Source organism: Mycobacterium sp. 852002-10029_SCH5224772 (genome assembly GCF_001667315.1).
Lineage (GTDB): Bacteria > Actinomycetota > Actinomycetes > Mycobacteriales > Mycobacteriaceae > Mycobacterium.
In genome coordinates, this window is record NZ_LZHT01000135.1 from 91,866 (window position 1) to 105,146 (window position 13,281).

Genomic DNA, 13,281 nt, shown 5'->3' on the forward strand with positions numbered 1-13,281 from the left:
CATCACGGGCATCGCTTAGCAAACGCCTGATTCCGCGAACCTGCGGACTGCCGACTAGCATGAATCGTCCCTAGGGTTGTCAACACCTATTCTCGATAGGTCCCACACCCTCGCCCTCGTAGCTCAGGGGATAGAGCACGGCTCTCCTAAAGCCGGTGTCGCAGGTTCGAATCCTGCCGGGGGCACCAAACGCGTGTATGACGTCGGTTGATGCGTGACATTTCTACTTCGGGTGATGTCTGACAGTGTTTCGGCTGATGGTTGACAGTTACTTCGGTTGATTCTTGACACTCCCTAGGTCAGGGAGTGAGCCGTGGCCGAGCAGAGGTATCAGGCCGTGTAGCGCCGCGCGGTCACCGAGCCACGGCCTCGGTGCGCTCGGCCTCGGCGTGCCGGTCGATGAGGTCCAGCGGCCAGTCGGCCCGCTCCTCGGTCAGGCTCATCTCGCGGATGAGGAACGCCCTTGTGCGCCACCAGGACAGCGCAGAGTCGCACTCGGCGACACGAGGGCCGTCCACCTCACCGCGGCTCGCCATGAAGGCCTTGCGAGCGCGCCAAGACTCCATCGAGCGGGTGCGCGGATGGGCGGCGGTGGTGTGATCGCTGGCTGCGGCTGTCATGCGAGCCATCTTGCCACTCGGGGGTGCAAGCCGAAGACTGAGACATGTTGTGGCACAAGGGATTATGCGAGACGGGAGGGAAAGTACCGGCTTGCGCCGTGCGACTTTCAGGGGTGGAAGCGACGACAAACCCCGCCTACGACAACAGGAATCGGGGCGGGGTCTCGGGAGTGTCGGGTGGCCAACGGTCGCATCCGGCAGAAGCTTCTCCGCTACGTTCCGAAGGGAGCCCGCTCGCCTCCGGCTTTGTCGAAGTAGCCCGCCTAAGCCGTGGTGTCTCGCGCCCCTAGGCGGAGATGCTCAATGTGGTAGATGGCCTCATCCAGCAGCTGTGCGACGTGGCTGTCGTATAGCCGGTACACGATGTTTCGTCCGGCTCGATCGCCCGCGACCAAGCCGAGCGCCCGCAGCAATCGCAACTGATGCGAGACGGCGGGCTGTTCCATACCGACTGCGGCGGACAGATCGGTGACACTGCATGGTGATTGACGAAGCCGCGTCAAGATCAGTAGCCGGTTTGGGGAAGCGAGAGCCTGAAGGGTCTCCGCCACCTTCAACGCCGCCGCTGAATCGAGGGTGGCGGCGGGCGTGGCACGCCCCTCAACGCCATGTCCCATGACACATATTCAAGCACAAATGGACGTGAGTGCGACTATACATGTAGATTTCTACATGTATACATGTCTATGCATGATGACCTCGGTAGGAGACGGCCTCGATGACCGTAACCACGCTCGAACGTATCGGTTCCCAGGGCGCGCAACCTCGTCAAACTCGGTTAGGCGGGCTATTGGCCGTGGCGTCGGTGCGGTGGGCGGCCTTGGCGCTAGTGCTGTTCTTGGCCGGGTTGGTCGCCCAGGTAGCTCATGCTCCGTCACCACTGTGGTGGACGCTGTATCTCGCGTGCTACGCCGCCGGAGGCTGGGCGCCGGCATGGGATGGGCTACAGGCATTGCGGGCCAAGACACTGGATGTGGACCTGCTGATGGTGGTGGCGGCAGTTGGCGCTGCATCAATAGGGCAAATCTTCGACGGCGCGCTACTCATCATCATCTTCGCGACCTCGGGTGCCTTGGAGGATGTCGCCACCAAGCGCACCCAGGACTCGGTCAATGGGTTGCTCGACCTCGCTCCCGAGCAGGCAGTCGTCGTAAGCCCCGACGGCACTGAACATGCCGTACCGGCCCAGCACGTTCGTGTCGGTGATCTAGTGCTCATCCGACCGGGTGAACGAGTGTCGGCGGATGGCGTAGTGGTCGATGGGACCTCCGATGTTGACCAATCCACCATCACGGGCGAGTCGGTTCCTGCCGTGAAGCGGGTGGACGATGCGGTATTCGCAGGCACGCTTAACGGCTCGGGTGCTCTTCGCGTGAAGGTGACGCATGACCCGTCGGAAACGGTGGTCGCCCGCATCGTCGCTTTGGTGGCCGAAGCCTCTGCCACCAAAGCCAAGACGCAGCTCTTCATCGAGAAGGTTGAGCAGCGTTATTCGACGGGGGTAGTCGCGGCGACGCTGGCGTTGTTCGCGATCCCGCTGCTGGCAGGCGCTGACTTGCAGCCGACTCTGTTGCGGGCGATGACCTTCATGATCGTGGCGTCACCGTGCGCGGTCGTACTTGCGACGATGCCACCATTGCTGTCGGCCATCGCGAACGCAGGTCGCCACGGCGTGCTGATCAAGTCCGCCGTCGCCATGGAGCACCTAGCTGACACCACAATCGTCGCGCTGGACAAGACAGGAACACTGACCGAGGGCACCCCGCAGCTGAGCAATGTTGTGGCGCTGAACCCCGATCGCATCGGCTCCGACGAACTTCTCGCACTGGCCGCTGCCGCCGAGACCGGCAGCGAGCATCCGCTTGGGCGTGCAATCGTTGCCGCCGCTCGCGGTCAAGGGCTGACAATCGCCGCAGCGCAGAACTTCCAGGCACTGCCGGGGCGCGGGGTGCGCGCACGCGTCGGCACCCGCCAAGTAGAAGTCACCAGTCCGAGCACGACGCCAGAGCACCAGCTGCCAGCCGTGATCAGGGCCGAGCAGCAAGGCGGCACCGCGGTCGTCGTCTTCGTCGATGGTGACCCCGCTGGCGCGCTGGAGTTGCATGACCGCGTGCGAGACGAAGCCGTTGCTGCCGTGAGCGCCATTACGTCGATGACGACGGGTGGTCCGGTACTGATCACTGGTGATAACCGTTCGGCGGCTGCCCGCTTGGCTGAGACCGTTGGCATCGGCGAAGTGCAGGCCGAGTTGCTTCCCGAGGACAAGGTCAGCACGGTCACCAAGCTGGAGAGCGAAGGTCATCGCGTTCTGGTCGTCGGCGACGGCGTCAACGACGCGCCCGCGATGGCTGCTGCGCATACTTCCTTCGCCATGGGCCGATCCGGTTCCGATTTGACTCTGGACACCGCCGACGCGGTCACCGTTCGCGACGATCTGGCTGCCATTCCGACCGTCATTGCGCTGGCTCGCCGCGCACGCCGAGTCGTGATCGCCAACCTGATCATCGCGGCAAGCATCATCTGCGTCCTGGTGGCCTGGGACTTGGTCGGGCACCTACCGCTGCCCCTGGGCGTGGCCGGGCACGAAGGTTCGACCATCCTCGTTGCCCTCAACGGGCTACGCCTGCTTACGAATAGGGCGTGGCGGCGCGCCGCTACGCCAGGTCGGCAGTCTGTCGCCTAGGGCATCGCCGCCACACTGATCTTTCTATCCCCACGTGGCCCGTGGCGGTGTGGCCTTGGACTTGTCGGCGGAGGACAAGTGCACGGCGTGGACGCCCGGTTTCTTCGACAGCTGATCCAAAAGGCTTTCCAGATGCGCCTTGTCGGTGTGCCAGTGCTGAACGGACTCCGGCGCCTCCTGCAGTTCCGCCAGGACGGCCTTCAGTTTGTCCGGGGTCTTGGCGTCGTTGTCCGACGAACGACGGCCCAACCCCTGGGCGGCGCTTCCGCTGACCGCGCGGGGTACGGCACCGCCCAGCGCACCTCCGGCCAAGCCCGCCAACGCCATCTGACCGAGGGAACCCGCGCTGGCCGCGACCGCAGGAGCGGCACCCACGGTGGTGCACTCCAACACGGTGGCGGCCAGCTTGACCGCGGGGCTGGCCACGGCCCAACTCGGCGGCACCGACAACGCGCCCGCCAGACCCGCACTGCCGACACCCGCAGACACTGCCGACGCGCCGGCGGCGCCCACCGCCTGGGTGCTCGAACCGAGCGCCGCGAAGATCGGCCCCTCGAGTTCGACCGCCGTGTCGCTCCAGGTCCGTGCCGTTGCCACCAGGCCCAAGCTGAGGCTCAGCAACGTGTCGTTGACCGGGCGGATGGCTTTGGTGACGAACTCGACGTTCGCGGCGATCCTCGCCAACGGCGTGGAATTCAGGTTGTTCAACCACGTTGCCAATGACGACGGATCCGCCGCCTGCAATGCGGAGGGCGATGCGAAGCTTTGCAGGGTTCGCGGGGTCGACGACATCAGCTGCGACAAAGCCGCCTGCGCGTTGGTGGGCGCAGCGGCGGCGGCCTGGGCGACCGCGCCTGATTGACCGGCGGCCCCGCCCGGGTTGGTGGTTTGCGGTGGCGCATTGAAGGGCGTCATCTGCGCGGCGATCGCCGAGGATCCGGCGTAGCCGTACATCGCCGCGGCATCTTGCGCCCACATCTGCCCGTACTCCGCTTCGGTGGCCGCGATCGCGGCGGTGTTCTGCCCAAAGACGTTGGTCGCCACGAGTGACGCCAGCCGGCTGCGGTTTTCCGCGATCGCGACCGGGGGCACGGTCGCCGTAAACGCGGCGTCGTAGGCGGCCGCGGCGGCTCTGGCCCGGGAGGCGGCCTGCTCGGCTTGGGCGGCGGTGGCGCTCATCCACGCCACATACGGCGCGGCCGCAGCCGCCATGGTCAGCGAGGACGGCCCCTGCCAACCGCTGGTCAAGTTCGAGATCACCGACTCATACGATGTTGCCGCAGAGTGCAGCTGGGCGGCCAACCCATCCCACGCCGACGCCGCGGCCAACATTGCGCCCGGGCCTTCACCGGCGTACATCCGACCGGAGTTGATCTCCGGTGGTAATGCTCCAAAATCCATTGCTATTCCTTAATTTTCGCGAAAAGCGGTGTGGTGAAAATGCGGCTAATCCTGCGTGTCGTCGGCGTTGATGACGATGATGGTGGCCGTGGTCGCAGACCGCCCGAAAGCAGTGCTGCCGAAGCCCATCGCGCGTGCAGGGCCCGTCCCAGTCGCGGACATGGCACGCCCGGCCAGGCCCGACGCGGCCATGTTGCCGAACATCGTTCCCTGTCCATCCGCCGCGAGGGCCGCCGGTGCGCCGACGAGAGTCGTTTGCGGCAATACCACCGCGACCGGGCGGATTTCCGGGGCGGCAGCGGTCCATGCCTGCGGCACCGACAAACGTCCGACCACGCCGGCACGACCCACCCCCGTTGACATTCCGGCTCCACCGGGCCCGGGTGAGCTCACCACCCGCGTCCCGGAATCGGCCCCGCCCCCGAGCCGGCTCAGCGTCGACCGGTCCCGGTCCAGCCTCTGCCCGGCGCTGTTCACATTCGCCACGTTCTGGGGCACCAGGTAGTTTTCGACGCCCAGCAGATACGGGCTTCCACCGATGCCGAACAGCGACACCGGACCCAGTGGACCCGTGAGCGCCGAGTCGAATGCGGACAGCAGCGACGGTGGATCGGCCGCGGCAGCGGCGCTAGGCGCGGTCAGGACCTGCAGCGATTGGGGCACCGCCGACATCAGTTGCGGCAGTGCCGATTCCGTGTTCGTCGCAGCCGAACCGCCGGTAGCCTGCGCGACGGCGGCGGCCTGCCCCGCGGTTCCGGCCGGGTTGGTGCTTCGGGGCGGCGGGGCGAACGGCGTCACCTGTGCGGCGGCCGCCGACGAACCGGCGTAGCCGTACATCGCCGCCGCGTCCTGGGCCCACATCTCGGCGTACTGGGCCTCGGTGGCCATGATCGCCGGGGTGTTCTGACCCAGAAAATTGGTGGCGATCAACCCCATCAACTGCGCACGATTGGCCGCGATGACCGGTGGCGGCACCGTTGCGAGGAACGCCGCCTCGTACGCGACCACCGCCGCTCTCGCCTGATTGGCGGTTTGCTCGGCTTGCGCGGCGGTCGCGCTCATCCATGCCGCATACGGCGCCGCCGCGGCCGCCATCATGCCCGACGAAGGACCCCGCCAACCGCCGGTCAGGTTCGAGATCACCGACTCGTAAGATGCCGCCGCGGAGTGCAACTGAGCTGCCAGCCCGTCCCACGACGCCGCGGCGGCCAGCATCGGCCCCGACCCGGGACCAGAGTACATTCGACCGGAGTTGACCTCCGGCGGCAAGGCTCCGAAATCCATTGCTATACCTCATAACTCAGAACGCGACACTCAAGGGCAACGTGAGTCGACCGCCGCATCGCCTGATTGATTTGATAAACCGAACTTCTGAAATCGCATCCTGTCGCCACGCAGCTTGGCCAGATCGTCGGAGCGGTGATCCGCTGCGGCATCGGCGGTGTGCCGTTAGTGTTGTAGCGCAGGTTGATTCAACGACCGGCACATGCATCCCACAGCAGAGCCGACATGATTGTGCCGATGCCGCGACCAGATACGTTGCTACGGTGCGAATTTGCTAGTGGGCTAACATTTTCGCCGCTGTGCTGTGCATCATCGGCGGGGCGAAGCAGCGCCGATCGTCGTCGACATGAAGGCTCGAAGGCTAGGAACCCCGGTTGCGCCACGGGCGGTGCCGCCGACGCTGCAGATAGGACTCGACGCGGCGATTGTGCCTATTGGCGATGACTTCGATAGAGCGCCAGCTATCTTGACGCGTTTGCTCAGCCATGAGCGTTGCGAGGCACGACCGAACCCGCGCCGGCTGACGATTTTTTGTAGGGGCGTGACGTGCGCCGCCGCGGGAGGTGATCCCACACGTGTTCAGCGCTGAGAACAAAGAGGAACCCCCATCGGGAACCCTCATCGCAGTGCCAACACTTGCGCGGCGGTTATGCCACAACAGCCTCTCCCAACCAGCTGAGTACAGATCACAATCGTACTTTATTTTTTGTGACGCCTCGGCCAGGGATTAGGTCTGCGCCGCAAGTGGGACCTTGCGCGGACGCTGGTTCGCCCTGATCACTCCGCAGCGGTTGCCAGAACCGGATCTGGCGCGGGTCGCCGACGGATGAACCGGCACCGGTGTGGCCGAGCGTATCGGCGTCCCTCGGCCGCCCCTTGGTTGGCTCGAGGCGAAGCGATCAAGTCCCACAAAGCGCAGAAATGCGGACTACCATCGATACCGTGCGTGTAGGGGAAGAAACGTAGCGACCGTCGCTTCGTTGCGGCATAGCACTTGCCGAGCCTGCGATGCGGAAGCTGGTCGCCACACTGATGGCCGTTGGGGCTTTGATGCTCAGCGGGGCGATCGCACACGCTGAGAACCCGCCGCAGCCCCCGCCGCCTGGCCCCACGGTCCTTGGGCCGAAGTGCCTGAGTTTCGATTTCGAACCGCCGGCGCACTGGAACTACCTGCCGTGTGGATGGACTACGGATGGCAAGCGGTGGATTCCGCTGCCCCCGTAGCCGATACCGCGTGACCTCGCTCCGCGAAATCCCGTCAGTCGCTGATCAACTGGCTTTGAGGTGTCCGCCTCCCCGGCAGCTGACGCCGCAGACGCCCGCATCCCCCCGGGCGTCTGCGAGCGAAAGCGCCTGGTCAATGGGGAGCCCGCTGCAATCCAGACCGTTGACCACCAGCCCCAAGCTGATGGCGCCGTCCGCGCGGGCGCTCTCGATACACACCTCGATGTCTCGGAGCCCCGGCCTGCCGACGGTCCAGTAATCCGGGCGGTGCCCATCGAACACCGTGTGGGCATCCACACCGTCAGCGTCCTCCCGCCGGGGGAGTTCGCCCGCCGACGAGGTAGGCACGCCATCGGGTAGCGCCGCCGCGGCGAGAGGAGTGAGCGGATCAGCGAGGCCGCAACAGTTGTCGTGATACTCCAAGGCGATCATCGTCGCCCTCCTCTCACCAGACCATCGTATCTTCGACGGCGACGTTTTTACGGCAACACGGTGTGCATCAGCATCACGTCGTATGCCGACCACAGCGACAGGTTGAAGTAGAGGTCCCGTCCCGACGACCAGGGATGGATCATCGGCGCATAGATGCCGCCGGGCATTTGGAACGAGGACACCAGCGGTTGCGGGGGACTCCATGGCCCCTGCGGTGCCGGCGCGGTCCGCGCGATGACGTCGTTGCTGCCGCCGTCGGTGTAGAGCACCAGATATTGCTTGAGGTAGCTGTTGTACTGGGCCGACATCTCGCCCACCGGCGCCGGGAAGATCGGCGTCGCCGCGCCGGGATTGTTCGCCACCCAATGCCCGCCGTTGTCGCCGTTCCAGTATTGGTACTTGGTCAGGTCGGGCAATTGATTCGGTGGAACGCGCGACAGGAATGCCGCGCCGCCACGTCCCGACGGCGTCCCGAACTGGTAGAGGTAACCGTCCTTACCCTTCAAGAACGCGCCCATCTGGAAATTCTCGTTTCCAGGCGTAAACCCTGCTCCCGGAATGGCATCCGCGGAGGCCGTGCGAATCGTGGTGGGGAAGATCCCCCAGTTCTGGCCGTTGTCGTTGGACCGCGCGATTGCCGAATAGTTCGTCGACCATTCGCCGTCACGGCCCCACTGGCGGATGGACATGTAGCTCATGTACTGCGTTCTGCCCATCGACATCGCCCCGGTCGGGATGATTCCCGTCTCGTGCGCGGCCTTGTGGATGGTGTTGACGACCTGTTTGGAAAGTCCGGGCGCCCATACCGGCGAACCGGAATACTTGTCGTTCGGCACGCCGTCGGCGATGTGGATTCCCTTGGACAGGTCGCGATCGTTGCTGCGGAACAGGGTGTTGTAGCGCCACTGCTGGCCGTGCACCTTGCAGTAGCCGAAGGTGTCACCGAAGGCCATCAGCACCTGACGGTTGACGGGATCGCCGTTGTCCCAGGCAATCCCGAGGTCGGTGCCGGAGATACCAAAACGTTGCAGAGTTTTGTTGGGTCCGTCGGGTCCGGTCACCCAGTCCACGAGGGACGTCGGGGCGCCCGCGATCGAAGGAGGGGGCGGTCCCGGCTCGGGTTGCGGCTGGGGCATCGGGGCGGCGTTCGGCCGCAGCGGGTTGGCATTCGGCGGTTGCGGGACCGCGGGCGGGTTGGGTCCCGGCGGCAACACTTCGGCTTGCTGTTGCAGCGGCGCGGAGGGGCCGGGTCCGGGCGTCGGCCCCTCGGCCCGCGGGTGGACGGGTGCCGAGTAGCGCTGCCCCGGTGTCGCCGGCTTGAGCAACGAAGAGATCAGCGGACCCAGCCTCGGCAACGGCGCCTGGTCATTCGTGTGAGTGGGCCTGCGCCCGGTCGGCGGCTGGACGACAGGCTGAGGCGCGGGCATGGCCGGCTGCGCGGCAGGAGGTTCGACGTTCGCTTCGGGAGCGCCGCACGGCGTTGCGTTCGCGGTAGGCGCGGGCCCCACCACGAGGACGAATCCGATAGCGGCCGCCGACGCCATCGATAGCGACACACTTCGAAGAATCGCCGACATGTAACACCTTTCGAGGGGTAGGACACCGCATCGACGTCCATAGTTGGCTCATGTGACGATAGTGATCTGCGGGACAGATGTGACCAGCGATGAGCCGATAGGTATGCATCCGTGACCGTGTCGCAACGCACCGAGCCGCCGCCGAATCGCGGTCTCCCGCAATTAGCTGATGGCCGATACGGTGTGCTCGAGCGGTTTTTTTGCTTTGCCATCCGGGGAGTTGCCTCGGCAGGGGGGCGACCCACGCGATGTCACGATGAACCGCAGCCGCCCGACCCACGGATGTCGTCCGGTCGCGACGAGCCGGGCAACCCTGACAAGCGACCGCCGGTCTCACTGAGGTTGACGCCAGCCACCGCCAAAGGTCTCGGCTGCTTTGCTGGACGGCCGCCAAACGAATCCCGGCGAATGCGCAATTCGGCTTACGCCGCCACCCGGTGCGACGCACAATGTGGCTTGACCCCTCGTTGTCACAAGCACTGCGCGTCGGGACAACCCCATCGCATCGCCCCAGCTCAGGCTTCCAGCCGGCGGTGCCTTCGGGGCTCGGCGCACACCCGCAAGAGGTGCATCGTCGTTAACCGGGCCGGGTGCCGTCGGCCGCCAGGCGTCAAAGTGATTGAGGCCACATGTTTGTCGGCACCCCTCGGGGGAAATGATCCAACAGTAGGCGAGTGCGTCGGCCGGCCTTCGCGCCCGCCTAGGTCCCGTCGGTTCAGCCCGAGAGCCGACGGGGCCGTCCTTTTCGGCCCTCCCAGGGATTGGCGCAAGCCGGCGCCGGCCCGCCGATAGGCCTCAACAACCCGCACGTCCCGGAGTACCGTCGGCGTATGGCGGGCTCGTCCGGTGTGTGGATTCTCGGCGGTTACCAAAGCGATTTCGCTCGCAATCTCACCAAGGAAGGCCATGACTTCGCCGCGTTGACCGCCGAGGTCGTCAACGCCACGCTGGCCTCGGCCAAGATCGACGCCGCCGACGTCGGAGTGGTGCACGTCGGCAATGCCTTCGGCGAGATGTTCGCAAGCCAGGGCCACCTCGGGGCGATGCCGGCCACGGTGTGCGACGGCCTCTGGGACACCCCGGCGACGCGCCACGAAGCCGCGTGCGCGTCGGGCAGCGTGGCGGCACTGGCGGCGATGGCCGATCTGCGATCCGGCGCTTACGACACCGCGCTGGTGGTGGGGATCGAGCTGGAGAAAACGGTGCCCGGCGACGCCGCCGCCCAGCATCTGGGGGCGGCGGCGTGGACAGGTCACGAGGGCGCCGGCGCGCGGTACCTGTGGCCGTCCATGTTCGCCGAGGTTGCCGACGAATACGACCGGCGCTACGGATTGGACGACGCGCACCTGCGGGCCATCGCCCAGCTCAACTTCGCCAACGCCCGGCGCAACCCCAAGGCCCAGACCCGCGGCTGGTCCGTACCCGACCCGATCACCGACGACGATGCGGCCAACCCGATCACCGAGGGCCGGCTGCGACGCTTCGACTGCAGCCAAATGACCGACGGCGGCGCGGGATTGGTGCTCGTCAACGACGCCTATCTGCGCGATCACCCCGGTGCACGCCCGGTCGGCCGCATCGACGGCTGGGGGCATCGCACCGTCGGGCTGGGTCTGCGGCAGAAACTGGACCGCGCCGTTGACGATCCGTACGTGCTGCCGCATGTGCGCGCCGCGGTGCTCGACGCGCTGCGGCGCGCCCGGTGCAGCCTCGACGGCATCGACGGGTTCGAGGTCCACGACTGCTTCACCCCCAGCGAGTACCTGGCCATCGACCACATCGGCCTGACCGGCCCGGGCGAGTCTTGGAAGGCGATCGAAAACGGCGAGATCGAGATCGGAGGCCGGCTGCCGATCAACCCCAGCGGCGGGCTGATCGGCGGCGGGCATCCGGTGGGCGCCTCCGGGGTGCGGATGTTGCTCGACGCCGCCAGGCAGGTGAGCGGCACCGCCGGCGACTATCAGATCGACGGCGCGCACACCTTCGGCACCCTCAATTTCGGCGGCAGCACCGCCACCACCGTGAGTTTCGTTGTCAGCCAAGGTAACCGATGATGGATGTGGAGATCGTCGGCAAGTTCCTGTCCACCCTGCCCGAGGACGACGACCACCCCTACCGGACGGGACCATGGCGGCCGCAAACCACCGAATGGGACGCCGACGATCTTGTCGCCGTCGAGGGTGAAATCCCGCGCGATCTGGACGGGGTCTACCTGCGTAACACCGAGAACCCGTTGCATCCCGCGCTGAAGACCTATCACCCGTTCGACGGGGACGGTATGGTGCACGTGGTTGGCTTTCGTGACGGAAAGGCCTTCTACCGCAACCGTTTTATCCGCACCGACGGGTGGCTGGCCGAGAACGAGGCCGGCGGACCGCTGTGGCCGGGTCTGGCTGAGCCCGTGCAACTTGCCCAACGCCGGCAAGGGTGGGGCGCACGTACCAGGATGAAGGACGCGTCCAGCACGGACGTCATCGTGCACCGCGGCATCGCGCTGACCAGTTTCTACCAGTGCGGCGACCTGTACCGAATCGACCCATACTCGGCCGACACGCTCGGCAAGGAGTCGTGGCACGGGCGCTTTCCCGGCGAGTGGGGCGTGTCCGCACATCCCAAGGTAGACAACAAGACCGGTGAACTTCTCTTCTTCAACTACAGCAAGCAAGCCCCGTACATGCATTACGGGGTCGTCGACGAGCGCAAAGAGCTGACCCACTACGTCGACATCCCGCTCCCCGGGCCACGGCTCCCCCACGACATGGCGTTCACCGAAAACTACGTCATTCTCAACGATTTCCCGTTGTTCTGGGATCCGCAGCTGCTCGAACACGATGTGCACCTGCCGTGCTTCTATCCCGACATTCCGTCGCGGTTCGCGGTGATCCCGCGCCGCGGCGGAAGCGGTGACATTCGGTGGTTCGAGGCCGATCCCACGTTCGTGCTGCATTTCACCAACGCCTACGAGGATGGCGACGAGATCGTCCTGGACGGCTTCTTCGAAGGCGATCCCTCCCCGCTGGACGCTGGCGGAACCAAGTGGGACAAGCTGTTTCGATTCCTGGCCCTGGATCGCCTGCAGGCTCGGCTGCATCGGTGGCGTTTCAACCTGGTCACCGGCGCAGTGAGAGAAGAGCAGCTCTCGGAATCGATCACCGAGTTCGGGACGATCAACCCCGACCACGCGGCCGTCGACTACCGCTACGCCTATGCCGCCACCGGGAAACCCGGCTGGTTCTTGTTCGACGGCTTGGTCAAACACGACCTGCTCACCGGAACCGAGGAAGGGTTCTCGTTCGGGGACGGCGTCTTCGGCAGCGAGACCGCGATGGCACCGCGCCTCGGCGGTGTCACCGAAGACGACGGCTACCTGGTCACCCTCACCACCGACATGAACACCGACGCCTCGTATTGCCTGGTGTTCGACGCCGCCCGCGTGGGCGACGGGCCGGTGTGCAAACTCCCGCTGCCGGAACGGATTTCCAGCGGCACCCACTCGACCTGGGCGGCCGGTTCGGAGTTGCGGCGCTGGGGAACGGCCGAGTCGGCCGCGGATGCGATCGGACTGTGATGAGCGACGACAAACCAAAACATCACCGCGCCACGCATTGGCCGCTGCAGTTGGCCCCGATCGGTGCCATCCGCTTCGCGCGACGCTCCTCGCACTTCGCTGACACGGTGCGGTTTTACCGCGATCTGGTAGGGCTGCCGCTCTACGAAACGTTCGAGGACAGCTACGGCAGCAACGGCGCGATCTTCGGGTTACCCAGCTGGAACCTCACCATGGAAATCGTGGAGGCCGTCGAGGCCGTCGCGGTGGACCACCACGAACAGCTCTGCCTGTATTTTCCCGACCACCAGGGGCAGCAGGCGGCCCTGGCCCGCCTACTCGCCGCGGGCGTCGAGCCCGTGGATCAGCATCCCTACTGGGCGGCGACGGGCGCGGCGACCTACCGCGACCCGGACGGGCGCGAAATCGTGTTCGCGCCCTTCGTGTTCGGCGTCAACGAACCCGACAACAGCGCCGCTTCGGGAAAGCACGAGTTCCCGTCGCCCTGACGGT

At 65.9% G+C, this 13,281-nt stretch carries 11 protein-coding genes and 1 tRNA gene; 6 read left to right on the plus strand and 6 right to left on the minus strand.

Going from position 1 to position 13,281, the window contains the following annotated elements:
• Nucleotides 1-112 precede the first annotated feature (112 nt).
• Nucleotides 113-188, plus strand: a tRNA-Arg gene (locus tag A5775_RS24040).
• Between the two features lie 165 nt (nucleotides 189-353).
• Here A5775_RS24040 and A5775_RS24045 read toward each other — a convergent pair.
• Together A5775_RS24045 and A5775_RS24050 are read right to left on the minus strand one after the other, a co-directional pair.
• Nucleotides 354-620: a hypothetical protein gene (locus A5775_RS24045; RefSeq protein WP_067258603.1), complete on the minus strand. Its 267-nt coding sequence runs from the start codon at nucleotides 618-620 to the stop codon at nucleotides 354-356.
• Nucleotides 621-883: 263 nt separating this feature from the next.
• Nucleotides 884-1,237 (minus strand): metalloregulator ArsR/SmtB family transcription factor, encoded by a 354-nt coding sequence (locus A5775_RS24050; RefSeq protein ID WP_067258300.1) that lies wholly within the window; start codon nucleotides 1,235-1,237, stop codon nucleotides 884-886.
• Between the two features lie 101 nt (nucleotides 1,238-1,338).
• Here A5775_RS24050 and A5775_RS24055 point away from each other — a divergent pair, with 101 nt between their 5' ends.
• Nucleotides 1,339-3,303: a heavy metal translocating P-type ATPase gene (locus A5775_RS24055; protein ID WP_067258303.1), complete on the plus strand. Its 1,965-nt coding sequence runs from the start codon at nucleotides 1,339-1,341 to the stop codon at nucleotides 3,301-3,303.
• A 24-nt stretch (nucleotides 3,304-3,327) separates the two neighbouring features.
• Here the strand turns inward: A5775_RS24055 and A5775_RS24060 are convergent, their stop codons facing one another.
• Both A5775_RS24060 and A5775_RS24065 read right to left on the minus strand, forming a co-directional pair.
• Nucleotides 3,328-4,704, minus strand: coding sequence for a PPE family protein (locus A5775_RS24060; protein WP_067258306.1), 1,377 nt, complete (start codon nucleotides 4,702-4,704; stop codon nucleotides 3,328-3,330).
• Nucleotides 4,705-4,749: 45 nt separating this feature from the next.
• Nucleotides 4,750-5,988, minus strand: a complete 1,239-nt coding sequence (locus A5775_RS24065) for a PPE family protein (RefSeq protein WP_067258308.1) — start codon at nucleotides 5,986-5,988, stop codon at nucleotides 4,750-4,752.
• A gap of 1,008 nt (nucleotides 5,989-6,996) precedes the next feature.
• Between A5775_RS24065 and A5775_RS26340 the strand changes: the two genes are divergently transcribed.
• The gene (locus tag A5775_RS26340) at nucleotides 6,997-7,212 is read left to right on the plus strand and encodes a hypothetical protein (protein ID WP_082953154.1); all 216 of its coding nucleotides are present in this window, start codon (nucleotides 6,997-6,999) and stop codon (nucleotides 7,210-7,212) included.
• Between the two features lie 45 nt (nucleotides 7,213-7,257).
• Here the strand turns inward: A5775_RS26340 and A5775_RS24070 are convergent, their stop codons facing one another.
• A complete protein-coding gene (locus A5775_RS24070) occupies nucleotides 7,258-7,644 on the minus strand; it encodes a hypothetical protein (protein WP_067258312.1) in 387 nt (128 codons plus the stop codon).
• Nucleotides 7,645-7,691: 47 nt separating this feature from the next.
• Nucleotides 7,692-9,221, minus strand: coding sequence for a DUF4185 domain-containing protein (locus A5775_RS24075; protein ID WP_067258315.1), 1,530 nt, complete (start codon nucleotides 9,219-9,221; stop codon nucleotides 7,692-7,694).
• A gap of 830 nt (nucleotides 9,222-10,051) precedes the next feature.
• Here A5775_RS24075 and A5775_RS24080 point away from each other — a divergent pair.
• From A5775_RS24080 to A5775_RS24090, 3 genes are read left to right on the plus strand one after another with little or no spacing between them, the layout of a single operon-like run.
• Nucleotides 10,052-11,275, plus strand: coding sequence for an acetyl-CoA acetyltransferase (locus A5775_RS24080; RefSeq protein WP_067258319.1), 1,224 nt, complete (start codon nucleotides 10,052-10,054; stop codon nucleotides 11,273-11,275).
• Nucleotides 11,275-12,789, plus strand: coding sequence for a carotenoid oxygenase family protein (locus tag A5775_RS24085; protein ID WP_067258322.1), 1,515 nt, complete (start codon nucleotides 11,275-11,277; stop codon nucleotides 12,787-12,789). The genes A5775_RS24080 and A5775_RS24085 overlap by 1 nt, the downstream gene beginning before the upstream one ends.
• Complete coding sequence (locus A5775_RS24090; RefSeq protein ID WP_067258326.1) at nucleotides 12,789-13,277, plus strand: VOC family protein; 489 nt, start codon at nucleotides 12,789-12,791, stop codon at nucleotides 13,275-13,277. Before A5775_RS24085 ends, A5775_RS24090 begins: the two co-directional genes overlap by 1 nt.
• Nucleotides 13,278-13,281: the final 4 nt, after the last annotated feature.

Coding starts and splice junctions, on each gene's coding strand:
- A5775_RS24075 (WP_067258315.1), bottom strand. CDS start 9,221: ATGTCGGCGATTCTTCGAAGTGTGTCGCTATCGATGGCGTCGGCGGCC.
- A5775_RS24050 (WP_067258300.1), bottom strand. CDS start 1,237: ATGGGACATGGCGTTGAGGGGCGTGCCACGCCCGCCGCCACCCTCGAT.
- A5775_RS24060 (WP_067258306.1), bottom strand. CDS start 4,704: ATGGATTTTGGAGCATTACCACCGGAGATCAACTCCGGTCGGATGTAC.
- A5775_RS24090 (WP_067258326.1), top strand. CDS start 12,789: ATGAGCGACGACAAACCAAAACATCACCGCGCCACGCATTGGCCGCTG.
- A5775_RS24085 (WP_067258322.1), top strand. CDS start 11,275: ATGGATGTGGAGATCGTCGGCAAGTTCCTGTCCACCCTGCCCGAGGAC.
- A5775_RS24045 (WP_067258603.1), bottom strand. CDS start 620: ATGACAGCCGCAGCCAGCGATCACACCACCGCCGCCCATCCGCGCACC.
- A5775_RS26340 (WP_082953154.1), top strand. CDS start 6,997: ATGCGGAAGCTGGTCGCCACACTGATGGCCGTTGGGGCTTTGATGCTC.
- A5775_RS24055 (WP_067258303.1), top strand. CDS start 1,339: ATGACCGTAACCACGCTCGAACGTATCGGTTCCCAGGGCGCGCAACCT.
- A5775_RS24080 (WP_067258319.1), top strand. CDS start 10,052: ATGGCGGGCTCGTCCGGTGTGTGGATTCTCGGCGGTTACCAAAGCGAT.
- A5775_RS24070 (WP_067258312.1), bottom strand. CDS start 7,644: ATGATCGCCTTGGAGTATCACGACAACTGTTGCGGCCTCGCTGATCCG.
- A5775_RS24065 (WP_067258308.1), bottom strand. CDS start 5,988: ATGGATTTCGGAGCCTTGCCGCCGGAGGTCAACTCCGGTCGAATGTAC.